Raw genomic sequence first — 22433 nt, 5'->3', positions numbered from 1 at the left:
ACCACGACCCTGACGTGCGAGCCGGAGTTAGCGCGTCAGGAGTGACGTTCCTCCGGGAGCGCCGCCACGACCGTCGGGGGGCACCGTCAGGGGGCGAGGTAGGCCACGGCTTCGCGGATGCGGTCCGCCGCGGCCCGCACCGCTGCCGGGTCGGGACCGGCGCGCAGCACCTCGCGCGACACCGCGGGCAGCAACGTTCCGGGTGCGGCCCCGCCGAGTCCGCGCAGACCATCCACGCGTCCGCCCTGGGCGCCGATGCCGGGGAGCAGCACCGGACCACCCAGCTCGCCGAGGTCCGGGACGTCGGTCAGCGTGGCGCCGACCACGACGCCCACCGAGCCGGCCGCCGCACCCCGGTTCTCGGCACCGACCTGGTCGACGATCGATTGCGCGACCGACCGGCCGTCGACCGTCGCGCACTGCACGCTGGCGCCCTCCGGGTTGGACGTCGCCGCCAATACGAACACCCCGCGGCCGTGCGCGACCGCCGTGTCGAGCAGGGACCGCAGCGAGCCGTAGCCCAGATAGGGCGACGCGGTCACGGCATCACACGCCAGGGGTGAGTCGCCCACCCACGCCGTCGCGTAGGCCGCCATCGTCGTGCCGATGTCGCCGCGCTTGGCGTCGGCGAGCACCAGGACGCCGGCATCGCGGAGTTCGGCCATCGCCGTCTCCAGCACGGAAAACCCTGCCGCGCCGTAACTTTCGAAGAAGGCGACCTGCGGCTTGACCACGGCGAAACCGGCGAACGCCTCGACGCAGACGTCGCAGAACGCCGCCAGCCCGTCGACGCTCACCGGGAGTCCCCACGCCGTCAGCAACTCCGGGTGCGGGTCGATGCCGAGGCACAGGGGTCCGCGGTCGGCGACGGCGACGGCCAGTCGCGACCCGAAGGTCGTCACGTCGCAGCGTCCTCGCCAAGCCGACTGTGCAACTCCTGCAGCGACATCACGCCGATGTCGCCGCGGATGCCCGCCTCGATGCCCTGCACGGCCGCCGACGCACCCTGCACCGTCGTCACGCACGGAATGTTCATCGCCACGGCCGCCGAACGGATCTCGTAGCCGTCGATGCGAGGGCCGGAATTGCCGTACGGCGTGTTGATCACCATGTTCACGTCTCCCGCGCGGATGGCCTCGACGGCCGATCGCTCGGGACGGCCGCCGCCCGGCTCCTCGAAGTGCTTGCGGACGGTGTCACACGGAATCCCGTTGCGGCGCAACATCTCCGCGGTGCCTTCCGTGGCCAGTACGCGGAACCCGAGGTCGGCCAGCCGCTTGACGGGGAACACCAGCGATCTCTTGTCCCGGTTGGCGACCGAGACGAAGACCGTGCCCGCGGCGGGCAGCGACCCGTACGCCGCGGTCTGGCTCTTCGCGAACGCCGTGCCGAAGTCGCGGTCGATGCCCATGACCTCGCCGGTCGACTTCATCTCGGGTCCGAGCAGGGAGTCCACCTGCGAACCGTCGGCCTTGCGGAACCGGTTGAACGGCAGCACTGCCTCCTTGACCGCGATGGGCGCGTTCGGCGAGACGGTGGCGCCGTCACCGGTCGCGGCGAGCAGACCCTCGCCGCGCAGCTCGGCGATGGTGGCGCCCAACATGATTCGGGCACAGGCCTTCGCCAGCGGCACCGCGGTGGCCTTGGAGACGAACGGCACGGTGCGGCTGGCGCGCGGATTGGCCTCCAGTACGTAGAGCACGTCGTCCTTGAGCGCGTACTGCACGTTCAGCAGTCCGACCACGCCGATCCCGTGCGCGATCGCCTCGGTGGCGTGGCGGACCGCCGCGATGTCCTGGCGACCCAGCGTCACCGGGGGCAGCGCGCACGCCGAGTCCCCGGAGTGGATGCCGGCCTCCTCGATGTGCTCCATGACGCCGCCGATGTACACCTCGGAGCCGTCACAGAGGGCGTCGACGTCGATCTCGATGGCGTCCTCGAGGAACCGGTCGACGAGCACGGGATGTTCCGGCGACAGTTGCGTCGCGCGGGTGATATAGCCGCGCAGGGTGTCGTCGTCATAGACGATCTCCATGCCGCGGCCGCCGAGCACGTAGGACGGCCGGACCAGCACCGGGTAGCCGATGTCGGCGGCGACGCGGCGGGCCTGCTCGAAGCTGGTCGCCATGCCGAACCGGGGCGCCGGCAGCCCGGCGTTCTTGAGCACCTCGCCGAACTCACCGCGGTCCTCGGCGAGGTCGATCGCCTTGGGGCTGGTGCCGACGATCGGCACGCCGGCGTCGGCGAGGCGCTGCGCGAGGCCGAGCGGCGTCTGGCCGCCCAACTGCACGATGACGCCGACGACGCCGGGACCGCCTGCCCCCGAGACGGATTCGGCGTAGTACACCTCGAGCACGTCCTCGAACGTCAGCGGTTCGAAGTACAGCCGGTCGGCGGTGTCGTAGTCGGTCGACACCGTTTCGGGGTTGCAGTTGACCATGACGGTCTCGAAGCCGACCTCGCTGAGCGTCGTCGCGGCATGCACGCAGCTGTAGTCGAACTCGATGCCCTGACCGATGCGGTTGGGACCCGAGCCGAGGATCAGCACCTTGGGCTTGTCGGTCTGCGGGGCGACCTCGGTCTCGGCCGCGGGGTCGGACTCGTAACTGCTGTAGTGGTACGGCGTCTTGGCCTCGAACTCCGCCGCGCAGGTGTCCACGGTCTTGTAGACCGGGTGGATGCCGAGGCGCCGCCGCAGGGCGCGCACCCCCTCCTCGCCGGCGAGTTCGGGTCGCAGCGCGGCGATCTGGCGATCGGACAGACCGCTGTGCTTGGCCGTGCGCAGCAGTTCCTCGTCGAGCACGGGTGCTTCGCGCAGCTCGGCCCACAGCGACACCAGCCCACCGATCTGGTCGACGAACCACGGGTCGACGCCGGAGGCCTCGGCCACCTGCTCGACCGTGGCGCCCTGCCGCAGCGCCTGTTCGATGTCGTAGATGCGGCCGTCGGTCGCCGTCCTCAGCCGCGTCAGGAGCTCGTCGACGGTGAGGTCGGGATCCTCGCCGGTCCAGAATCCGGCGCGGCCCGGGGTCTCCAGCGAGCGCATCACCTTGCCGAGCGCCTCGATGAAGTTGCGGCCCAACGACATTGCCTCACCGACGGACTTCATCGTGGTGGTCAGCGTCGGGTCGGCGCCGGGGAACTTCTCGAACGCGAACCGCGGCGCCTTGACCACCACGTAGTCCAGCGTGGGCTCGAAGCAGGCCGGGGTCTCCTTGGTGATGTCGTTGACGATCTCGTCGAGCGTGTATCCGATCGCCAACTTGGCGGCGATCTTGGCGATCGGAAAGCCGGTGGCCTTGGACGCCAGCGCGCTGGATCGCGAGACGCGCGGATTCATCTCGATGACGATGAGCCTGCCGTCGTGCGGGTTGATCGCGAACTGGATGTTGCAGCCGCCGGTGTCGACGCCGACCTCGCGCAGGATCGCGATGCCGAGATCGCGCATCGTCTGGTACTCGCGGTCGGTCAGCGTCATCGCGGGCGCGACGGTCACCGAGTCACCCGTGTGCACGCCCATCGGGTCGAAGTTCTCGATCGAACAGACCACCACCACGTTGTCGCGGTGGTCGCGCATCAGCTCGAGCTCGAATTCCTTCCAGCCGTAGATGGATTCCTCGATCAGCACGTTCGCACTCGGCGAGGCGGCCAGGCCGTCACCGGCCATCCGTTCGACGTCCTCGGCGCTGTAGGCCATGCCGGAGCCGAGCCCACCCATCGTGAACGACGGCCGGACCACGACGGGCAGGCCGAGGTCCTGCACGGTCTCCCGCACCTCGTCCATCGTGAAGCAGACCCGCGACTTCGCCGACTCGCCACCGACCTTGGCGACGATGTCCTTGAACTTCTGGCGGTCCTCGCCGCGCTGGATGGCCTCGAAGTCGGCGCCGATCATCTCGACGCCGTACTTCTCGAGCACACCGCCCTCGTACAGGGCGACCGCGGTGTTGAGCGCGGTCTGCCCGCCGAGGGTGGCCAGCACGGCGTCGATCTTGTTGCCGCGCTCGGCCTGCTGGGCGAAGATCTTCTCGACGAAGGCCGCGGTGATGGGCTCGACGTAGGTGTTGTCGGCGTATTCCGGGTCGGTCATGATGGTCGCCGGGTTGGAGTTCACCAGGCTCACCTGCAGGCCCTCGGCCCGCAGCACCCGGCAGGCCTGGGTCCCGGAATAGTCGAATTCGCAGGCCTGTCCGATCACGATCGGTCCCGACCCGATGACCAAGACGTGGTTGAGGTCTTCCCGACGCGGCATTACTTCCCCTCCCCCATCAGGTCGACGAACTGATCGAACAGATAGTTGGCGTCGTGCGGCCCCGCCGCCGCCTCGGGGTGGTACTGCACGGAGAACGCCCTTCCATCACGCAGTGCGATGCCCTCGACGACGCCGTCGTTGGCACAGGTGTGGCTGACGACGGCGCGGCCGAACGGCGTGTCGAACTCCTCGCCCGCTTCGCCCTCGAGCGCGAACCCGTGGTTCTGGGCCGTGATCGCGACGCGACGCGTGACGTGGTCGATGACCGGCACGTTGATGCCGCGGTGGCCGAAGGTCATCTTGTAGGTCGAGCGGCCCAGCGCACGCCCGAGGATCTGATTGCCGAAGCAGATGCCGAACAGCGGGATGCCCGCCGCGAGGACCTCCTGGGTCACCGCGACGACGTGGTCGGCGGTCGCCGGGTCACCGGGGCCGTTGGAGAGGAACACTCCGTCGGGCTGGAGTTCGGCGACCTGGTCGAACGTCGCGCTCGACGGCAACACGTGACTGCGGATGCCCCGCAGCGCGAAGTTCCTCGGCGTGTTGGTCTTGATGCCCAGATCCAGCGCCGCGACCGTGAAGCGTTGCTCGCCAACGGGTTCCACGACGTAGGCGGCCGTGGTGCTCACCTCGCCGGCGAGGTCGGCACCCAGCATCGAGGGCTGGGCGCGCACCCTGGCCAGCAGTTCGTCGACCTCGGCCAGCGCGTCACCGGAGAACACCCCGGCCTTCATCGACCCCACCGTGCGCAGGTGCCGCACGACGGCGCGGGTGTCGATGCCCGCGATGCCGACGATGCCCTGCCGGACCAGCTCGTCTTCCAGGCTGCCGGTGGAGCGCCAGTTCGAGGCGCGCGGCGACGGGTCGCGCACGGCGTACCCGGCGACCCAGATCTTGTCGCTGCGGCTCTCGCCGTCCTCACCGTTCCAGCCGGTGTTGCCGATCTGCGGCGCCGTCGCGACGACGATCTGCCCGTGGTAGCTCGGATCGGTGAGCGTCTCCTGGTAGCCGGACATGCCGGTGGAGAACACCGCCTCGCCCAGCGTCTGCCCCACCGCACCGAACGCGGTGCCGGTGAACACCCGTCCGTCGTCGAGGACCAGGACCGCCTTCTGCCCGCTCATACGGCCTCCTCCACCCAGTTGGCGAGTTCGCGACGATCGTCGCCGCGGAACCCGGTGTCGATCTCCGTGCCCGACGGCAGCCTCCAGCGGATCGCCAGGATGCCGTCGTGGGTCAGTGCCTTGCCGGCGATGCCGCGCTCCGTGCGGATCGCGGTGATGGACTCGTCGGGAATCCAGATGGGCCCAGCCCCGCTGCGCTGCAGCATGATTCCCTCGGGATAGCGGGTGAGCACCGCCTTGCACCGGAAGCCGAGGTCACCGACCGCGATGCGGTCCTGCCAGCTCGGCGCGAGCGTACTGCCCACGTAGAGGCCCTTGGTGGCCCCGACGATGGCCGGTCCGACGGTGTCCGGCAGCGGGGGCAGCGCGCCGATCAACGACGCCTGGCGCTGAGCCCGGTGCAGCCAGCCGCGCATCATCTGGCGGATGAAGAACGCGATCAGCAGGGCCACCACGGCCGCCATGACGAACGACGCGATCAGCGTGGGGGTGTTCACGAGTCCCCCCGGGTGGCCGCGCCCGCGCGCGCCGGTGAGATGCCGTCGCGCGCAGTGACCTTGCCGCGCAGCATCGTCAACGTCACGACGGCGGGCAGGGTCATCGCCTCGTAGGGCGTGTTGTCCGATCGGCTGGCGAGGTCGGCCCCGCTCACCGTCCACGTCCCATCGGGGTCGACGACGGTGAGGTTGGCCGGTTCGCCGACCTCGAGCGGCCTGCCGTGGTCGGGCAGTCCGACGATGCGGGCGGGCGCCTCGCTCATGACGCGGGCGACGTCGCGCCACGTCATCGCACCCGGCCGCACCATGGTCTCGACGACGACCGACAGCGCCGTCTGCAGGCCCAGCATGCCCGGCCGCGCGACGGCGAACTCGCAGGTCTTCTCGTGCGCGGCGTGGGGGGCGTGATCCGTGGCGACGCAGTCGATCACGCCGTCGGCGAGGGCCTGCCGCAGGGCCACCGCGTCACTGGCCTCGCGCAGCGGCGGGTTGACGCGGTTGCGTCCGTCGTAGGAGGAGAGCCGGGCGTCGTCGAGCAGCAGATGGTGCGGTGTCACTTCCGCGGTGATCGAAATGCCTTGCTCCTTGGCCCATCTGACGAGTTCGACGGTACCTGCGGTGGAGGCATGGCAGATGTGCACGCGCGCCCCGGCGTCGCGGGCGAGGATCGCGTCACGCGCGACGATCGACTCCTCGGCCGACCGCGGCCACCCCGCCAGTCCTAGCTTCGCCGCGTTCGGACCTTCGTGCGCAACGGCATTCACCGTGAGCCGGGGCTCCTCGGCGTGCTGGGCGATGAGGACGCCGAGGCCGCTCGCGTACTCCAGCGCCCGGCGCATGATCAGCGGATCGTCGACGCAGACCCCGTCGTCGGAGAACATCCGCACCCTGCCGACACCGGCGGCCATCAGGCCCATCTCGGTGAGCTGAGTGCCCTTGAGCCCCACGGTGACGGCGCCGACCGGATGCACGTCGACCAGCCCGACCTGCTGGCCGCGGTGCCACACGTGGTCGGTGACGACGGGGCTGTCGGCGACGGGGTCGGTGTTGGCCATCGCGAACACCGCGGTGTACCCGCCGAGAGCCGCTGCCGCAGAACCGGTTTCGATGTCCTCGGCGTATTCGCGGCCGGGCTCGCGCAGATGGGTGTGCAGGTCGACGAAGCCGGGCAGCAGGATCTTGCCGCGGGCGTCGATGGTCTCGGCGTCGTCCGGGCCGTCGAGATCGGGGCCGATGGCGGCGATCTGGCCGTCGTCGACCACCACGTCGACCGCGTCGCCCTCCCCGTAGAGCCGCACTCCCCTGATCAGGACCGTCACGCGTTCACCTCTGCACCCGAGCCGACGAGCAGATGGAACAGCACGGCCATCCGCACGTGGACACCATTGGAAACCTGTTGCAGCACAGCCGATTGCGGGGAGTCCGCGACCGACGACGCGATCTCCATGCCGCGGAGCATCGGCCCCGGATGCAGCACCACCCCGTGCGACGGCAGCAGCGCCGACCTCTTCTCGGAGAGCCCGTAGAGCACCGAGTACTCCCGCGCCGACGGAAAGAACCCGCCGTTCATGCGTTCGGCCTGCACGCGCAGCATCAGCACGGCGTCGGCGCCGGGGAGTTCGGCGTCGAGGTCGTGAGAGACCGTCACCGGCCAGTCGGCCACGCCCACGGGCAGCAGCGTCGGCGGCGCCACCAGCACCACCTCGGCGCCGAGGGTGGCCAGCAGCAGCACGTTGGAGCGTGCGACGCGGCTGTGCAGGACGTCGCCGACGATCAGCACGCGTCTGCCCTCGACCGAGCCGAGTCGCTGACGGATGGTCAGCGCGTCGAGCAACGCCTGCGTCGGGTGCTCGTGCGTGCCGTCACCGGCGTTGATCACGCTGGGCCCGCCGCCGCCGTCGACGCCCTCCCGCGTCCACTCCGCAAGCTGTTGTGCCGCACCGGAAGCCGGGTGCCGAATGATCAGCGCGTCGGCGCCGGCGGCGCGCAGGGTCAGCGCGGTGTCGCGCAGGGACTCCCCCTTCGCCACCGAGGAACCCGACGAGCTGACGTTGATGACGTCGGCGCTCATCCACTTGCCCGCCACCTCGAACGACACCCGGGTGCGGGTCGAGTTCTCGTAGAACATCGTGATGACGGTGCGTCCGCGCAGGGTGGGGAGCTTCTTGACCTCGCGGCCGAGCAGGGCCTGGCTGAATCTGTCCGCGTCGTCGAGGATCGCCGTCGCCTCGTCACGGGAGAGGTCGGCGGCGGACAGGAGGTGTCGGCTCATCGCTTCGGCCCCCCGTGGGAGGCGATCAAGACCCCGTCGCGGCCGTCGTGCTCGGTCAGCAGCACCTTGATGTTGTCGGTGCGCGAGGTGGGCACGTTCTTGCCCACGTAGTCGGCACGGAACGGCAGTTCGCGATGACCCCGGTCCACCAGCGCGGCCAGCTGCACGGCCCGCGGCCTGCCCTCGTCGCGGAGCGCGTCCAGGGCGGCGCGCACGGTGCGGCCCGAGTACAGCACGTCGTCGACGAGGACGACGATCGCGTCGTCGACGCCGCCCTCGGGGATCGACGTGTCGGCGAGCGGTCGGGGTGGCTTGAAGTTGAGGTCGTCGCGGTAGAGCGTGACGTCGAGGGCTCCGGCGAGCACGGGCACCGATGAGAACTCGGTGACGTGGCGGGCCAACCGCGCGGCCAGCGTGACCCCGCGGGTGGGGATGCCGAGCAGGACGACGCGCGGCGCATCGGCGCCGTCGAGCGCGGTCTTCTCGATGATCTGATGAGCGATGCGGGAGATGGTCCGGCTCACGTCTGCGGCGGACATCAATTCCCGGTCGGGGCTGGGAGCAGCCACGATTGATCCGGACCTCCTTCTCCGCCTCTCGGGACGGATCGTTAAAGGACGTCGAAACTTCCGCGGCAGCTTAGCACCCCGCGTCGGTCGTCGACCGCGCTGACTAGGCTGGCCCGGTGAACCTCGACGGCAATCAGGCGTCCATTCGCGAGGCCATCGACGCGGGCCTGCTGGCGGGCGCGGTGACGATGGTGTGGCAGGACGGCAAAGTCCTGCAGGTCAACGAACTCGGCCACCGCGACGTCCACGCCGGCCTGCCGATGCAGCGCGACACGATCTTCCGGATCGCGTCGATGACCAAGCCGGTGACCGTGGCCGCGGCGATGTCGATGGTCGAGGAGGGCGCGTTCGCGCTGACCGATCCGGTCACGCGGTGGCTGCCCGAGCTGGCCGACGTCCGCGTCCTGGCCGACCCGTCGGGGCCGCTGGACGCCACCGTGCCGCTGCGCAGGCCGATCACGTTCGACGATCTGATGACCCACCGCAGCGGGTTGGCGTACGCGTTCTCGGTGGGCCAACCGCTGAGCCGCGCGTACGGCGCGCTGAGATTCCGCCAGGACCAGGACCAGTGGCTGGCCGACGTGGCGAAGTTACCGCTGGCCCATCAGCCCGGCGAGCGGCTGACCTACAGCCACTCGACCGACGTCCTGGGCATCGCGCTGTCCAGGATCGCGGGCCAACCGCTGGCCGACGTGCTGGCGCAGCGCGTGCTCGGCCCACTGGGCATGTCCGACACCGGTTTCGCGGTGAGCCAGGAGGGTCGCCGACGCACGGCGACGATGTATCAGATCGACGAGACCGGCACGCTGCGCGACGACGTGATGGGTCCCGCCCCGGTGACGCTGCCGACGTTCTGCACGGGCGGGGCCGGGCTGTGGTCGACCGCCGACGACTACCTCGCCTTCGCCAGGATGCTGCTCGCCGGTGGCACGCTCGACGGCGTGCGGGTGCTGTCCGAGGAATCGGTGCGGCTGATGCGCACCGACCGGCTGACCCCCGAGCAGAAGACGTTCCCCTTCCTGGGCATGCCGTTCTGGCGGGGTCGCGGCTTCGGCCTGAACCTGTCGGTGGTGACTGAACCGGCGCAGTCGCGTCAGCTGTACGGCCCCGGCGGACTCGGCACGTTCAGCTGGCCCGGCGCCTACGGCACCTGGTGGCAGGCCGACCCGTCGGCCGACCTCGTCATGCTCTACCTCATCCAGAATCTGCCCGACCTCAGCTCGGACGCGGCCGCCGCGGCGGTGGCGGGCAACACGTCGCTGGCGAAGTTGCAGGCCGCGCAGCCCCGGTTCGTCCGTCGGACGTATCAGGCGCTCGATCTCTAGGCCGGCAGGCGCAGAGCCGCGTCCTGCGCCCGCACCACGGTGTCGATGCGCCCGAACCGGTCCCGCACGCGCTCGGTGACGCGGCTCCACTGCGCGCGGTCGTCGGCGTCGGCGGCGATCACCATGACGCGGTCGTAGGACTGCCCGTGCAGCACCGCGACCCCGTCGGCGGCATGCCGCACCACGACGGCGACGCGGCGTCCCTCGGCGAGCAGGCGCCGGGCGAGCGACTGGCCCGCCTCGGTGTCCCCGTCGAGCACGATGACGACATTGCCTGCGCTGGAAGCGGTTCCGTGGTTCATGACCACAGTCAACGCCGGTCACCTTGGTGCCCGATGTGCGCAGCCTTTCGAACGGCGAAGAATGCGCGACCCGACGGTCCCTGGGTCAGACGTCCTCGCCCGTGCCCCGGACGGCGGCCGCGGCCGCGCGGATCTGCGGCGTCACCAGCATGACCTGACCGAGCACGCCGTTGACGAAGCCCGGCGACTCGTCGGTCGACAGACTCTTGGCCAGTTCCACGGCCTCGTCGACGGCGACGGGTTCGGGGACGTCCTCGGCGTAGAGCAACTCCCACACCGCAACCCGCAGCACCGCACGGTCGACGGCGGGCAGGCGGTCCAGCGTCCACCCCTGCAGATGGGTGGAGATCAGGTCGTCGACATGGGCGGCGTGCTCGGTGACGCCGCGCGCAACGGTGACCGTGTACGGGTTGAGGGTCGACACCTCGGAGTCGCCCTGCGCCAACGTCGATCGGCCGTCGGCCACCTCGGCGGGGGTCAGCCCGCGCGCCTCGGCCTCGAACAGCAGGTCGACGGCCCGCTTGCGGGCCTGGTGGCGGCCCCGGTCGCCGCGACGGTCACTCATCCCGTCGCTCCGCTCGCCCCGGCACGTTCAGGCATTGACGCGACCGAGGTAACTCCCGTCGCGAGAGTCCACCTTCAGTTTGTCGCCGGTGTTGATGAACAGCGGCACGTTGATCTGCGCGCCCGTCTCCATGGTGGCGGGCTTGGTGCCCGCGCTTGAGCGATCGCCCTGCAGGCCCGGTTCGGTGCTGGCGACGAGCAATTCGACGGTGACGGGAAGCTCGATGTAGAGCGGCGCCCCGTCGTGGAACGCCACCTGGACCGGCATGCCCTCGAGCAGGAAGTTCGCCGCATCGCCGACGAGCGACTCGGGCAGCGCATGCTGCTCGTAGTCCTCGGCGTCCATGAACACGAAGTCGCTGCCGTCGCGGTACAGGTAGGTGGTGTCGCGGCGGTCGACGGTGGCGGTCTCCACCTTCACCCCGGCGTTGTAGGTCTTGTCGACGACCTTGCCGGACAGCACGTTCTTGAGCTTGGTGCGCACGAACGCGGGGCCCTTGCCCGGCTTGACGTGCTGGAATTCGGTGATCTGCCACAGTTGGCCGTCGATCTGCAGGACGAGCCCATTCTTGAAGTCGGCGGTCGATGCCACGGGGGTACTACTCCTAGCGTTCTAGAGAATCGCCAGTTCCTTCGGGAACCGGGTCAGCAACTCGGGTGCGGGTGCATCGTCACTGCCGACGACCAGCGTGTCCTCGATACGGACACCGCCGCGGCCGGGCAGATAGACACCGGGCTCCACGGTCACCGCAGAGCCAGCAAGCAGTGTACCGGCGGAGGACGCGCTGATCCCCGGCGCTTCGTGGATCTGCAGACCGACCCCGTGCCCAAGGCCGTGCCCGAAGTTCTCGGCCAGGCCCGCATCAGCGATGACCTGGCGCGACGCCCCGTCCACCCCGGACAGCGACACCCCCGGTGCGAGGGCTTCGCGGCCCAGCCGCTGGGCGGTCGCGACCAGGTCGTAGACGTCGCGCTGCCAGTCGGCGATGGGCGACAGCACGAACGTGCGCGTCATGTCGGAGTGGTATCCCGCGACCAGCGCCCCGAAGTCGATCTTGACGAAGTCCCCGGCGGCGAGCACGGCGTCGGTCGGGCGGTGATGCGGTATCGCGGAATGGGCGCCGGCGGCCACGATCGTCTCGAACGACACCCCGTCCGCGCCGTGGTCGAGCATCCTGGACTCCAGGTCGCGGCCGACCTCCCGCTCGGTCCGGCCCGGCCGCAGTCCGCCTGCGGCGACCAGGTCGGCCAGTGCGGCGTCGGCGGCCTCGCACGCCAGCCGCAGCAGGGCGATCTCACCGGCATCCTTGACCTCGCGCAGCGCCTCCACCAGCCCGGGTGCGGCGACCAGCTCGACGCCCTCGGCGGCCGCCACCAGACGGGCGTGACCGTCGACCGTCACGACGTGGCTCTCGAACCCCAGGCGCCGGACCCCGACGGCGGCCGCGGTGGCCGCCAGGTGCGGCCCGCAGGCGCGTTCAATGAGGAGCTCGGCGTCGGGCGACTGCTGCGCGGCCTGGGTCAGGTACCGACTGTCGGTCGCGAGCACCGGTGTGTCGTCGTCGGCGCGAATCAGCAGTGCGGCGTTCGAGCCGGTGAAACCGACGAGATAACGCACGTTGACCAGGTCCGTTATCAGGAGGGCGTCGAGCCCGGCCGCGACGAGTCTGCGACGCAGGCGCGCTCTACGCTGGGAAATCGTCACAGCGCATGACGGTACTCGCTACGCTGTGCCCCCATGAGCAAGTGGTTGCTGCGCGGACTGGTGTTCGCGGTGCTGATGGTCATCGTCCGGCTGCTGCAGGGGGCGTTGATCAACCTCTGGGAGAGCGGCGCCCTCGTGGTCAGCATCGTGCTCGTGGCGGTGTTCGCCATCGCGGCGTTCGTGTGGGGCCTGACCGACGGCCGCGCCGACGCCCGCGCCAATCCCGATCCGGACCGGCGCGGAGACCTCGCGATGACGTGGCTGCTCGGCGGTCTGTTCGCCGGCATCGTCAGCGGCTTCGTCGCGTGGTTCATCTCGCTGTTCTACGAGAACCTCTACGCCCAGGGCCTGCTCAACGAGGTGACGACGTTCGCGGCGTTCACCGCGCTCCTGATGTTCATCTTCGCCCTGGCCGGTGTCGCGCTGGGTCGCGCGCTGGTCGACCGCAAGGCCCCGCCCGTGCAGCGCCGCGGCGCGGAGGACGACGAGCGGGCCGACACCGACGTGTTCGCCGCCGTCGGCGGCCGGGACCGCACCGAGGACGAGCGTTCGGAGTCCGCGGAGGGCGCCGAGGCCGTCCGCAGCGAGTCCTTCACCTCGACGCCGACCCAGCCCCGCGAGGCCGAATCGGCCGGCTCGGAGCCCGCGACCGACCGGGGTCGCGAGCAGTCCTAGCCGCCGCCGGCGAGGTAGCGCAGCGCCAGCAGGTAGCCCTGCACGCCGAGCCCGACGATCACGCCGGTCGCCACTCCACTCAGATACGAGTGGTGCCGAAACTCTTCGCGCACATGGACGTTCGAGATGTGCACCTCGATCAACGGCGCGGTCAGTTCGGCGCAGGCATCGCGCAGGGCGACCGACGTGTGGGTCAGCGCGCCCGCGTTCAGCACCACCGGCTCCTTGGCGTCGGCGGCATCGTGCACCCACCCCAGCAGCTCCGCCTCGCTGTCGGTCTGGCGCACCACCACCGACAACCCCAGCTCCTTGGCCTCCCGCTCGATGAGCGTCACGAGGTCGTCGTGGGTGGTGCTCCCGTACACCTCGGGCTGACGTTTGCCGAGCCGACCGAGGTTGGGGCCGTTGAGGACGTTGACGGTGGTGCTCATCGCGTTCCGATCTCCGAGTAGGCGGCCATCAGCAGCGCCGGATCGGGGCCCTCCAGCCGGGCCGGCTTGGCCAGCCCGTCGAGCACCACGAACCGCAGCACGCCGGAGCGGGTCTTCTTGTCTCCGGCCATGTACTCGAGCAGCTGGGGCAGCGCGTCGGCGTCGTAGCTCACCGGCAGCCCGAGTGAGGTGAGGACGCTGCGGTGCCGGTCGGCGGTCTCGTCGTCGAGACGTCCGGCCAGCCTGCCCAGTTCGGCGGCGAAGACCAGGCCCACCGACACCGCCGCGCCGTGGCGCCAGCGGTAGCGCTCGCGGCGCTCGATGGCGTGGGCGAGCGTGTGGCCGTAGTTGAGGATCTCGCGCAGCTGCGATTCCTTCTCGTCGGCGGCGACGACCTCGGCCTTGACGACGACGGCGCGCCGGATCAGTTCGGGCAGCACCGCACCGGTGGGATCCAGCGCGGCCTGCGGGTCGGCCTCGATCATGTCCAGGATCATCGGGTCGGCGATGAAGCCCGCCTTCACGATCTCGGCCATGCCCGCCACGATCTCGTTGCGCGGCAACGACTCCAGCGTGGCGAGGTCGACGAACACGGCCAACGGCTGGTGGAACGCGCCGACGAGGTTCTTGCCGGCGTCGGTGTTGATGCCGGTCTTGCCGCCGACCGCGGCGTCCACCATGCCGAGCAGCGTCGTCGGCACGTGCACGACGTCGACGCCGCGCAGCCAGGTGGCGGCGGCGAACCCGGCGACGTCGGTGGCCGCTCCCCCGCCCAGACTCACCACGGCGTCCTGCCGACCGATTCCGATGCGGCCCAACACGTCCCAGATGAAGCCGACGACGGGCAGTTCCTTGCCGGCCTCGGCATCCGGGATCTCGATGCGGTGGGCGTCGATTCCCTTGTCCGCCAGGTGACTTCGGATCGCCTCGGCGGTCTGGTTGAGCACCGGCTGGTGCAGAATGGCCACGCGGTGACGGCCGTCGAGCACGCGGCCCAGGTCGTCGAGCAGACCCCGCCCGATGACCACCGGATAGGGCCGGTCGACGAGGACGTCGACGGTGACGGGTTCAGTCATTGCGGGCCTCCGCTCGCCGGGCCAGCGTCGCCGGGCTCGGCGGCGCGGCCGTGGTGGGTGCTGGGTTGAGGATGGTGGGCCCCCGGCGCCACGCCGGACGCCGACGGCGCCGCGCCGCGTGCCGGTCGGCGCTGCCGTTCTCCAGCCGCGCGACGATGTGGCGCACCACGGCACCGGGATTGCGGCGGTTGGTGTTGATGCGCACCGTCGCCACCTTCCGGTAGAGCGGAACGCGCTGCGTCATCAGCTCGCGATAGCGCTCCCCGGGATCGCCGCCGGCGAGCAGGGGCCGGGTGGTGTTGCCCGAGGTGCGCCGAATGCCTTCGGCGGCAGAGATTTCCAGGTAGACGACGGTGTGACCGGCCAGCGCCTCGCGCACCTCGGGGGTGGTGATGGCGCCGCCGCCGAGGGACACCACGCCGTCGTGTTCGGCGAGGGCCGCGCGCACCACCTCGGCCTCGATGCGGCGGAACTCCGCCTCACCGTCGACGAAGATGTCGGCGATGGTGCGGCCCGTGGTCTCGACGATCTTGGCGTCGGTGTCCAGGAGCGGCACGCCGAGAGCCTTGGCCAGGCGCCGCCCGATGGTGGACTTGCCCGATCCGGGCATCCCCACCAGCACGGCCCGCGGCGCCATCAGCCCGACGCCTGCCCGCCGGAACGCTTCGCGATGCCCGCCAGGTAGCCCTCGACGTTGGCCTTCGTCTCACCGAGGGAGTCGCCGCCGAACTTCTCCAGCGCTGCGCGCGCCAGCACCAGCGCCACCATGGTCTCGACGACCACGCCCGCGGCGGGCACGGCACAGACGTCCGAGCGCTGGTGGATGGCGACGGCCTCGGCACCGGTGCTCATGTCGACGGTCGCCAGCGCCCGCGGCACCGTCGAGATCGGCTTCATCGCGGCGCGCACGCGCAGCGCCTGACCGTTGGTCATGCCGCCTTCCAGACCGCCGGCGCGATTGGTCGAGCGCACGACGCCGTCCGGGCCGGGGTAGATCTCGTCGTGGGCGACGCTACCGCGGCGGCGCGCGGTCTCGAACCCGTCGCCGATCTCCACGCCCTTGATGGCCTGGATGCCCATGACCGCGGCCGCGAGCTGGCTGTCCAGCCGGTTGTCACCGCTGGTGAAGGAGCCCAGGCCGATGGGAAGGCCGTCGACGACGACCTCGACGATCCCGCCGAGGGTGTCGCCGTCCTTCTTGGCGGCCTCGATCTCGTCGATCATGAGCTGCTCGGTGTGCGCGTCGAAGGCGCGCACCGGGCTGTCGTCGATGCGGGCCAGATCACCCGGGCCCGGCGGCGGGCCGTCGTAGGGCGCGGAGGCCCCGATCGAGATGACGTGGGAGAGCACCTCGACGCCGAGCGCCTGGCGCAGGAACTCCCTGGCGACGGTCCCCGCCGCGACCCGGGCCGCGGTCTCGCGGGCACTGGCCCGCTCGAGCACCGGCCTCGCGTCGTCGAAGTCGTACTTGAGCATGCCGGCGTAGTCGGCGTGGCCCGGTCGGGGTCGGGTCAGGGGGGCGTTGCGGGCGCCGTCCAGTTCGGCCGGGTCGACCGGGTCGGCGGCCATCACCGTCTCCCACTTGGGCCACTCGGTGTTGCCGATCTCGATGGCGATGGGACCGCCGAGGGTGACGCCGTGGCGCACCCCCGCCAGCACGGTGACCTCGTCGGCCTCGAACTTCATCCTGGCGCCCCGGCCGTAGCCGAGCCGCCGGCGCCGCAACTGGTCGGCGATGTCGGCAGAGGTGATCTCGACGCCGGCCACCATGCCCTCGAGCATGGCCACCAGGGCGCGACCGTGGGATTCACCAGCTGTGGTCCATCGCAACACGCGTCCCATCTTCCCATGCGGCCCTCCACCTGACGTAATCCGTCGGGCGCGGCCACGCTAGGGCGCGGCGACGGCCAGGGCGACCGCGGCGACGGTTGCCGCGCACATCGACGGGCCGTGCGCGACCGGGCCGCGCCACCGGCACGTCGCGATGCCCCATAGCGCCGTCAGCAGCGGCGCCGCGACCGCGGCCAGCAGCCAGACCTCCACCCCGAAGGCGCCCGTCAGTCCGCCGACTCCGAGTGCCAGCTTGACGTCCCCGGCGCCCATGGCGGTCGGCGCGGCGAGGTGTACGACGAGGTAGGCGGCGGTCAGCGCGAGGGCTCCGAGCAACGCTTCGCCACCGCGTCCGACACTCGCGGCGATGATGAGCACCGCCAGCGCGCCCGGCAGGGTCAGCGCATTGGGCAGCCGCCGGTGCCTGACGTCGAAGACGGTGAGGGCGGCCAGCCAGCACAGCGCGCATGCCAGTGCCGCAGCCATGGCCGGAGTCTAGGTGCCGGCCAGCGCCGCGCTCATCACCTCTTTGGGCGCCGGGCACCCCGTGAACAGCTCGACCTGCGAGAAGGCCTGGTTCAGCAGCATCTGCAGACCGCCGATCACCCGGCCACCCGCGGCGACGACCGCGTCGGCGAGCGGCGTCGGCCAGGGATCGTAGATCGCGTCGAGCAGAACCGGTGCGGCGGTGAGGGTTTCGACGTGTCGGGCCGCCACGTCGGCCGGCAGCGTGCTGACGACGACGGCGACGCGCGGCACCGGCGTGCCCAATTCGACGAACCGCGTGCCGACGCCCAGGCGCGTGCCCAGCGCCAGCAGCGGCGCGGCCTTCGCCGCGTCTCGGGCGACGACGCAGACGTCCCGCACGCCCAGCTCGGCCAGCCCGGCGAGCGCGGCGGGGGCGGTACCGCCGGCGCCCAGCACCGCCGCGTCGTCCCCGGCGGTCACGACCGAGGCGAGCGCACCCGTCACCCCGTCGACGTCGGTGTTGTCGGCCAGCCAGCCCGTCGGCGTCCGCACCAGGGTGTTCGCCGACCCCACCTGCTCGGCCCTGGTGGTCCGCTCGTCGGCGACCTGCAGGGCGGCGAACTTGCCGGGCATCGTCACCGACAGTCCGACCCACTCGGGCCCCAAACCGCGTACCAGCGTGGGCAGTGCGGCGGCCTGGCACTCGATGCGCTCATAGGTCCAGTCGGTGAGCCCCAGTGCGCGGTAGGCCGCGAGATGCAGCTGGGGCGACCTCGAATGCGCGATGGGCGAACCGAGGACCGCGGCTTTGCGGAGCGTCATCGTGCGCTGTCGAGCACACCGTTTTTCCTGGCCAGATCGATGTTGGCCAGGTGCTGCTGATAGTCCCGGGTGAACAGCGTCGTGCCCTGCATGTCGACGGTGACGAAGAACAGCCAGTCCCCCGGCTCGGGATTCTCCGCGGCCACCATCGCGGGCTGACCGGGCGAGCAGATCGGTGTCGCCGGAAGCCCTTCGCGCAAATAGGTATTCCACGGGGTGTCGCGGCCACGGTCGGCGTCGGTGGTCGCGACCTCCTGGCGGTCCAGGGAGTAGTTGACCGTGGAGTCGAACTCCAGCTTGCGGTGATCGGGTGCGACGAGCCGGTTGTAGATGACCCTGCTCACCTTGCCGAAGTCCTGCGGCTTGGATTCGCGCTGGACCAGCGAGGCGACCACCAGCACCTGGTAGGGCGACAGGTTCTCGACGTTGCCCGTGGTCAACAGGCCGTTCTGCTCGTACTGCGTGGCACTGGCGCCGATGAGCGTGGAGAGGATGTCCTGCGCCGGCGCCGACGGGTCGACGTTCCAGGTGCCGGGGGCGATCAGACCCTCGAGGCGCCGATGGTCGGCGCCGAGCGCGGTGACCGGACCCAGCGCCCACGTCGGGACGGCGAGCGCCCGTGCGTCGGCCGCGCCTGCCGCCGCCTTGAGTTCGGCCGCGGTGACGCCGCACTGGCGGTGGTCGTCGAGGTCGACGCACGTCGCGTCGGCGATCAGCGAGAAGATGCCCTTCGTGACCGCGTTGGTCTTGACGTCGGCGATGTCGTCGAGCTGTCGGCCCTCCGGGATCACCAGCTTGCCAACGCGGTTCTGCGGGTCGGCGAGCCGGGACACGGCGTTGGCCGCCGAGATCTCGGTGCGGACGCGGTAGAAGCCGGGCTGAATCTGCGAGATCGCCGAGTTGCCCGCGGCCGCGGCGACGAAGGCCTGGGCCGTGGCGACCACGCCGCCGTTCTTCAGCGTGTCGCCGATGGCCGTCGTCGAGTCGCCACTGTGCACCTGGACGACGACGTCCTTGACCCCGTCGCCGTCGTAGTCATTCGGGTTGCCGAACATGCCGTGCAGCATGCGCGAGCCGAGGAACACCGCGCCCACCACCACCACGACGAGCGCCAGCACCGACAGGATGGTGAGGTTGCGACGTCGGCGGCGGTTGCGCCTGGCGCGGGCCCGCTGCGTGCGGCTCATGGTCCGGCGCGGCAGCCCGACCGCCTCCGGTTCGGTGCGCTCACGACCCCAGTTCTCAGCCATCGGCCGCTCCGCCGGTGTCGGCCAGCGCAGCCCGGCGCCGATCGAGCCACGTCTGCAGGATCCCGACCGCGGCGACCTGGTCCACCATCGCGCGCTGTCCCCTCGCCCGCACCCCCGCCTCGCGCAGCGAACGTTGCGCGGTCACCGTGGTCAACCGTTCGTCGGCGAGTCGCACCGGGACGGGAGCCAGGCGCGCGGACAGTGCGTCGGCGACGGCGATGGCGTCGATGGCGGAGGGACCGGTCCGGTCGGCCAGGGTCCTCGGCAGGCCGACCACCACCTCGACGACGTCCAGCTCGCCGGCGATCTGCGCTAGGCGCCGAATGTGCTTGCCGTTGACGCTCTTTCGATCTCTGGCCACCGTCTCGACGGGGGTGGCGAGAATGCCGTCGGGGTCACTCGTCGCCACGCCGATGCGCACGCTGCCGACGTCGACACCGAGCCGACGACCGCGCCCGGGATCGTCTCCGCCGGGCCGGTCCGGCTGACGGTCGTCGGTAGCGGACAACCGGGTCAGCCCTTGGCAATCTCGGCCAGCAACGCCGACAGTGCGGCGTCGACGTGGGCCGCCCCGCTGCCGGACCCCTGAGCGAGATCGGCCTTGCCCCCGCCCCGTCCGTGCAGCGTCGCGCCGAGCACCTTCACCAGATCGTTGGCGCTGAAGCCGAGATCCTGCGCCGCCGGGTTGACCGCGACGACGTAGGGCACCGCGTCGCTGCCCTCGACCGGGTCGGCGACGAGCGCGACGACGCCGGGTTCGGACCCGAGCTTGCCCTTGACGTCACCCACCAGGCTGCGGAGGTCTCCGGCCGAGACTCCCCCCGCCATGCGCTGCGCCACGACACGGACCCTACCGACCAGCTCGGCCCCGGCGGCGGCATTCGCCGCGGCGGCGCGCGCGTTCGCCAGCCGCGAGCGGTCCAGTTCCTTCTCGGCGACCCTGAGCCGCTCCACCAGGTTCGCCACCCGGGCGGGCACCTCGTCGGAGGGCACCTTGAGCGACGACGCGAGGCCGGCGAGCAGCGCACGTTCCTTGGCCAGGTACTTGAACGAGTCGAGGCCGACGTACGCCTCGACGCGGCGCACGCCCGAGCCGACCGAGGATTCGCCGAGGAGGGTCACCGGGCCGATCTGCGCCGAGTTGTGCACGTGCGTACCACCGCACAGCTCCAGCGAGAACGGCCCGCCGATCTCCACCAACCGGACGTCCTCCGGGTAGGCCTCGCCGAAGAGCGCCATCGCGCCCATCGCCTTGGCCTTCTCGAGCTTGGTGTACATGGTGTTCACCGCGTAGTCGGCCTGCACGGCCTCGTTGGTGACCACTTCGATCTGCTCGCGCTGCGCGTCGCTGAGCGCGCCCTGCCAGTTGAAGTCGAACCTCAGGTATCCGGGACGGTTCAGCGAGCCGGCCTGAACGGCGTTGGGGCCTAGCACCTGTCGCAGTGCGGCGTGCACCATGTGCGTCCCGGAGTGGCCCTGGGTGGCGCCGTGGCGCCAGGTGGGATCGACCGCCGCGACGACGGTGTCGCCCTCGACGAACTCACCGGACTCGACGGTGACGCGGTGCACGAACAGCGTCTTGGCGATCTTCTGGACGTCGGTGACGGCCGCCCGCGCCGCGCCGCTGGACCCGGTGCCGGTGATGGCGCCGACGTCGGCGATCTGGCCACCGGACTCCGCGTAGAGGGGGGTGCGGTCCAGCACCAGCTCGACGCGCTCCGCGGAGATGCCGGCGTCGTGCGCCACGACGGGTACCCGCTTGCCGTCGACGAAGATCCCGAGAATCGTTGCCTCGGAGGTCAATTCGTCGAACCCGGTGAACTCCGTGGGGCCCGCGTCGACCAGCTCGCGGTAGGCGGACAGATCGGCGTGGGCGTGCTTGCGCGCCGCGGCGTCGGCCTTGGCCCGCTGGCGCTGCTCGGCCATCAGGCCGCGGAAGCCCTCCTCGTCGACGGTCAGGCCGGTCTCCGCGGCCATCTCGAGGGTGAGCTCGATGGGGAAGCCGTAGGTGTCGTGCAGGGTGAACGCGTCGGTGCCCGACAGCACCGACGCCCCAGATGCCTTGGTGGCGTTGGCCGCATCGTCGAACAGGCGCGAGCCCGAGGCGAGCGTCCGGTTGAACGCCGTCTCCTCGGCGACCGCGATGCGGTTGATCCGGTCGAAGTCCGTCGCCAGCTCGGGGTAGGACGGCGCCATCGAGTCGCGAACGCTGGCCATCAGGTCACCGACGATGGGCGTGTCGATGCCCAGCAGCTTGGCCGAGCGGATGACGCGGCGCAGCAGCCGGCGTAGCACGTAACCGCGGCCGTCGTTGCCGGGGCTGACGCCATCGCCGATGATGATCGCCGCGGTGCGGCTGTGGTCGGCGATGATGCGGTAGCGGACGTCGTCAGCATGATTGCCGACGCCGTAGCCGCGCGGCGCGATGCCTGCGACCAGGTCGATGACGGGGCGCATCAGGTCGGTCTCGTAGACGTTGTCGACGCCCTGCAGCAGGCAGGCCACCCGCTCGACGCCCATGCCGGTGTCGATGTTCTGCCGGGGCAGCGGGCCGAGGATCTCGAAGTCGGACTTGCCGGTGCCCTCACCCCGTTCGTTCTGCATGAAGACGAGGTTCCAGATCTCGATGTAGCGGTCCTCGTTGGCCTCGGGCCCGCCGTCGACGCCGTACTCCGGACCGCGGTCGACGTAGATCTCCGAGGACGGGCCGCAGGGTCCGGGGATGCCCATCGACCAGTAGTTGTCGGCCATGCCGCGGCGCTGGATGCGCTCCAGCGGCAGCCCGGCCACCTCCTGCCACAGCGTGATGGCCTCGTCGTCGTCGAGATAGACCGTCGCCCAAAGCTTTTCGGGATCGAAGCCATAGCCGCCCTGATCCTGCGGGTTGGTCAGCAGCGTCCAGGCGAACTCGATGGCGCCCTTCTTGAAGTAGTCGCCGAAGGAGAAGTTGCCCGCCATCTGGAAGAAGGTGTTGTGCCGGGTGGTGATGCCGACTTCGTCGATGTCCGGGGTGCGAATGCACTTCTGCACGCTGGTCGCGCGGTCCCACGGCGGCTTCTGCTGGCCCAGGAAGTAGGGGACGAACTGGACCATGCCCGCGTTGACGAACAGCAGGTTCGGGTCGTCGAGGATGACCGATGCGCTGGGCACCTCGGCGTGGCCCGCCGTCACGAAGTGATCGAGGAAGCGCTTCCTGATCTCGTGTGTTTGCACGTGCTGTCGTCCTTAGGTGGTGTCGCGGGTCGCGTCGGGTGCTTTCTCGACCGCATAA

The 22433-nt window shown here is 70.6% G+C and carries 22 protein-coding genes; 2 read left to right on the top strand and 20 right to left on the bottom strand.

All coding sequences use genetic code 11. The features are described 5' to 3' along the window. Window positions 1–86 precede the first annotated feature (86 nt). From pyrF to pyrR, 7 genes are read right to left on the bottom strand one after another with little or no spacing between them, the layout of a single operon-like run. Window positions 87–902: an orotidine-5'-phosphate decarboxylase gene (gene pyrF, locus G6N60_RS12650; protein WP_163737389.1), complete on the bottom strand. Its 816-nt coding sequence runs from the start codon at window positions 900–902 to the stop codon at window positions 87–89. Beyond that, window positions 899–4252, bottom strand: a complete 3354-nt coding sequence (gene carB, locus G6N60_RS12645; protein ID WP_163737386.1) for a carbamoyl-phosphate synthase large subunit — start codon at window positions 4250–4252, stop codon at window positions 899–901. Before carB ends, pyrF begins: the two co-directional genes overlap by 4 nt. Continuing rightward, a complete protein-coding gene (carA, locus tag G6N60_RS12640) occupies window positions 4252–5376 on the bottom strand; it encodes a glutamine-hydrolyzing carbamoyl-phosphate synthase small subunit (protein WP_163737382.1) in 1125 nt (374 codons plus the stop codon). Before carA ends, carB begins: the two co-directional genes overlap by 1 nt. Beyond that, window positions 5373–5873, bottom strand: coding sequence for a PH-like domain-containing protein (locus G6N60_RS12635; protein WP_163737379.1), 501 nt, complete (start codon window positions 5871–5873; stop codon window positions 5373–5375). Before G6N60_RS12635 ends, carA begins: the two co-directional genes overlap by 4 nt. Continuing rightward, window positions 5870–7192, bottom strand: a complete 1323-nt coding sequence (locus G6N60_RS12630; RefSeq protein WP_163737376.1) for a dihydroorotase — start codon at window positions 7190–7192, stop codon at window positions 5870–5872. Before G6N60_RS12630 ends, G6N60_RS12635 begins: the two co-directional genes overlap by 4 nt. Beyond that, on the bottom strand, window positions 7189–8145 hold the full coding sequence (locus G6N60_RS12625; protein ID WP_163737373.1) for an aspartate carbamoyltransferase catalytic subunit: 957 nt from the start codon (window positions 8143–8145) through the stop codon (window positions 7189–7191). The genes G6N60_RS12630 and G6N60_RS12625 overlap by 4 nt, the downstream gene beginning before the upstream one ends. After that, window positions 8142–8714 carry a bifunctional pyr operon transcriptional regulator/uracil phosphoribosyltransferase PyrR gene (pyrR, locus tag G6N60_RS12620; RefSeq protein WP_163737370.1) on the bottom strand — a complete coding sequence of 191 codons (573 nt, stop codon included), beginning with the start codon at window positions 8712–8714 and terminating at the stop codon, window positions 8142–8144. The genes G6N60_RS12625 and pyrR overlap by 4 nt, the downstream gene beginning before the upstream one ends. A gap of 116 nt (window positions 8715–8830) precedes the next feature. Here pyrR and G6N60_RS12615 point away from each other — a divergent pair, with 116 nt between their 5' ends. Continuing rightward, entirely contained in the window at window positions 8831–10039 is a 1209-nt protein-coding gene (locus G6N60_RS12615; RefSeq protein ID WP_163737367.1) for a serine hydrolase domain-containing protein, read from the top strand. Here G6N60_RS12615 and G6N60_RS12610 read toward each other — a convergent pair. From G6N60_RS12610 to G6N60_RS12595, 4 genes are all read right to left on the bottom strand, one after another. Then, on the bottom strand, window positions 10036–10341 hold the full coding sequence (locus G6N60_RS12610) for an SDR family NAD(P)-dependent oxidoreductase (RefSeq protein ID WP_163737364.1): 306 nt from the start codon (window positions 10339–10341) through the stop codon (window positions 10036–10038). The two genes, G6N60_RS12615 and G6N60_RS12610, sit on opposite strands and share 4 nt — an antisense overlap. Window positions 10342–10426: 85 nt before the next feature. After that, window positions 10427–10906: a transcription antitermination factor NusB gene (gene nusB / locus G6N60_RS12605; RefSeq protein WP_163737361.1), complete on the bottom strand. Its 480-nt coding sequence runs from the start codon at window positions 10904–10906 to the stop codon at window positions 10427–10429. Window positions 10907–10933: 27 nt separating this feature from the next. Further along, window positions 10934–11497 carry an elongation factor P gene (gene efp, locus G6N60_RS12600; RefSeq protein WP_163737358.1) on the bottom strand — a complete coding sequence of 188 codons (564 nt, stop codon included), beginning with the start codon at window positions 11495–11497 and terminating at the stop codon, window positions 10934–10936. A gap of 21 nt (window positions 11498–11518) precedes the next feature. Beyond that, window positions 11519–12610 (bottom strand): aminopeptidase P family protein, encoded by a 1092-nt coding sequence (locus G6N60_RS12595; protein WP_163737355.1) that lies wholly within the window; start codon window positions 12608–12610, stop codon window positions 11519–11521. A 33-nt stretch (window positions 12611–12643) separates the two neighbouring features. Here G6N60_RS12595 and G6N60_RS12590 point away from each other — a divergent pair, with 33 nt between their 5' ends. Beyond that, entirely contained in the window at window positions 12644–13285 is a 642-nt protein-coding gene (locus G6N60_RS12590) for a B-4DMT family transporter (RefSeq protein WP_170312558.1), read from the top strand. Here G6N60_RS12590 and aroQ read toward each other — a convergent pair. The 9 genes from aroQ to alaS are packed head-to-tail and all read right to left on the bottom strand — an operon-like array spanning window position 13282 to window position 22375. Then, the gene (gene aroQ, locus G6N60_RS12585) at window positions 13282–13716 is read right to left on the bottom strand and encodes a type II 3-dehydroquinate dehydratase (protein ID WP_163737353.1); all 435 of its coding nucleotides are present in this window, start codon (window positions 13714–13716) and stop codon (window positions 13282–13284) included. The genes G6N60_RS12590 and aroQ overlap by 4 nt on opposite strands. Further along, on the bottom strand, window positions 13713–14792 hold the full coding sequence (gene aroB, locus G6N60_RS12580; RefSeq protein WP_163737349.1) for a 3-dehydroquinate synthase: 1080 nt from the start codon (window positions 14790–14792) through the stop codon (window positions 13713–13715). Before aroB ends, aroQ begins: the two co-directional genes overlap by 4 nt. Then, window positions 14785–15429, bottom strand: coding sequence for a shikimate kinase (locus G6N60_RS12575; protein ID WP_163737347.1), 645 nt, complete (start codon window positions 15427–15429; stop codon window positions 14785–14787). The genes aroB and G6N60_RS12575 overlap by 8 nt, the downstream gene beginning before the upstream one ends. Then, window positions 15429–16625, bottom strand: coding sequence for a chorismate synthase (gene aroC / locus G6N60_RS12570; protein ID WP_163737342.1), 1197 nt, complete (start codon window positions 16623–16625; stop codon window positions 15429–15431). Before aroC ends, G6N60_RS12575 begins: the two co-directional genes overlap by 1 nt. A 57-nt stretch (window positions 16626–16682) precedes the next feature. Further along, window positions 16683–17108: an A24 family peptidase gene (locus G6N60_RS12565; protein ID WP_163737339.1), complete on the bottom strand. Its 426-nt coding sequence runs from the start codon at window positions 17106–17108 to the stop codon at window positions 16683–16685. Window positions 17109–17117: 9 nt separating this feature from the next. Beyond that, window positions 17118–17912 carry a shikimate dehydrogenase gene (locus G6N60_RS12560; RefSeq protein WP_163737336.1) on the bottom strand — a complete coding sequence of 265 codons (795 nt, stop codon included), beginning with the start codon at window positions 17910–17912 and terminating at the stop codon, window positions 17118–17120. Further along, a complete protein-coding gene (locus tag G6N60_RS12555) occupies window positions 17909–19162 on the bottom strand; it encodes an endolytic transglycosylase MltG (protein WP_163737333.1) in 1254 nt (417 codons plus the stop codon). Before G6N60_RS12555 ends, G6N60_RS12560 begins: the two co-directional genes overlap by 4 nt. Beyond that, a complete protein-coding gene (gene ruvX / locus G6N60_RS12550) occupies window positions 19155–19670 on the bottom strand; it encodes a Holliday junction resolvase RuvX (RefSeq protein WP_163737330.1) in 516 nt (171 codons plus the stop codon). Before ruvX ends, G6N60_RS12555 begins: the two co-directional genes overlap by 8 nt. Before the next feature lie 5 nt (window positions 19671–19675). Further along, the gene (alaS, locus tag G6N60_RS12545) at window positions 19676–22375 is read right to left on the bottom strand and encodes an alanine--tRNA ligase (protein ID WP_163737327.1); all 2700 of its coding nucleotides are present in this window, start codon (window positions 22373–22375) and stop codon (window positions 19676–19678) included. Between the last annotated feature and the right edge of the window lie 58 nt (window positions 22376–22433).

Origin of the sequence: Mycolicibacterium madagascariense (assembly GCF_010729665.1) — a bacterium.
GTDB classification, from domain to species: domain Bacteria; phylum Actinomycetota; class Actinomycetes; order Mycobacteriales; family Mycobacteriaceae; genus Mycobacterium; species Mycobacterium madagascariense.
Note: the sequence above shows the minus strand (reverse complement) of the source record. Positions and strands in the feature narration are given on the sequence as shown.

Excerpts from the sequence above, each read along its gene's own strand:
- carB (WP_163737386.1), bottom strand. The coding sequence starts at position 4,252 with ATGCCGCGTCGGGAAGACCTCAACCACGTCTTGGTCATCGGGTCGGGA.
- carA (WP_163737382.1), bottom strand. The coding sequence starts at position 5,376 with ATGAGCGGGCAGAAGGCGGTCCTGGTCCTCGACGACGGACGGGTGTTC.
- G6N60_RS12625 (WP_163737373.1), bottom strand. The coding sequence starts at position 8,145 with ATGAGCCGACACCTCCTGTCCGCCGCCGACCTCTCCCGTGACGAGGCG.
- G6N60_RS12610 (WP_163737364.1), bottom strand. The coding sequence starts at position 10,341 with ATGAACCACGGAACCGCTTCCAGCGCAGGCAATGTCGTCATCGTGCTC.
- nusB (WP_163737361.1), bottom strand. The coding sequence starts at position 10,906 with ATGAGTGACCGTCGCGGCGACCGGGGCCGCCACCAGGCCCGCAAGCGG.
- G6N60_RS12590 (WP_170312558.1), top strand. The coding sequence starts at position 12,644 with ATGAGCAAGTGGTTGCTGCGCGGACTGGTGTTCGCGGTGCTGATGGTC.
- aroQ (WP_163737353.1), bottom strand. The coding sequence starts at position 13,716 with ATGAGCACCACCGTCAACGTCCTCAACGGCCCCAACCTCGGTCGGCTC.
- aroB (WP_163737349.1), bottom strand. The coding sequence starts at position 14,792 with ATGACTGAACCCGTCACCGTCGACGTCCTCGTCGACCGGCCCTATCCG.
- G6N60_RS12575 (WP_163737347.1), bottom strand. The coding sequence starts at position 15,429 with ATGGCGCCGCGGGCCGTGCTGGTGGGGATGCCCGGATCGGGCAAGTCC.
- G6N60_RS12565 (WP_163737339.1), bottom strand. The coding sequence starts at position 17,108 with ATGGCTGCGGCACTGGCATGCGCGCTGTGCTGGCTGGCCGCCCTCACC.
- G6N60_RS12560 (WP_163737336.1), bottom strand. The coding sequence starts at position 17,912 with ATGACGCTCCGCAAAGCCGCGGTCCTCGGTTCGCCCATCGCGCATTCG.
- G6N60_RS12555 (WP_163737333.1), bottom strand. The coding sequence starts at position 19,162 with ATGGCTGAGAACTGGGGTCGTGAGCGCACCGAACCGGAGGCGGTCGGG.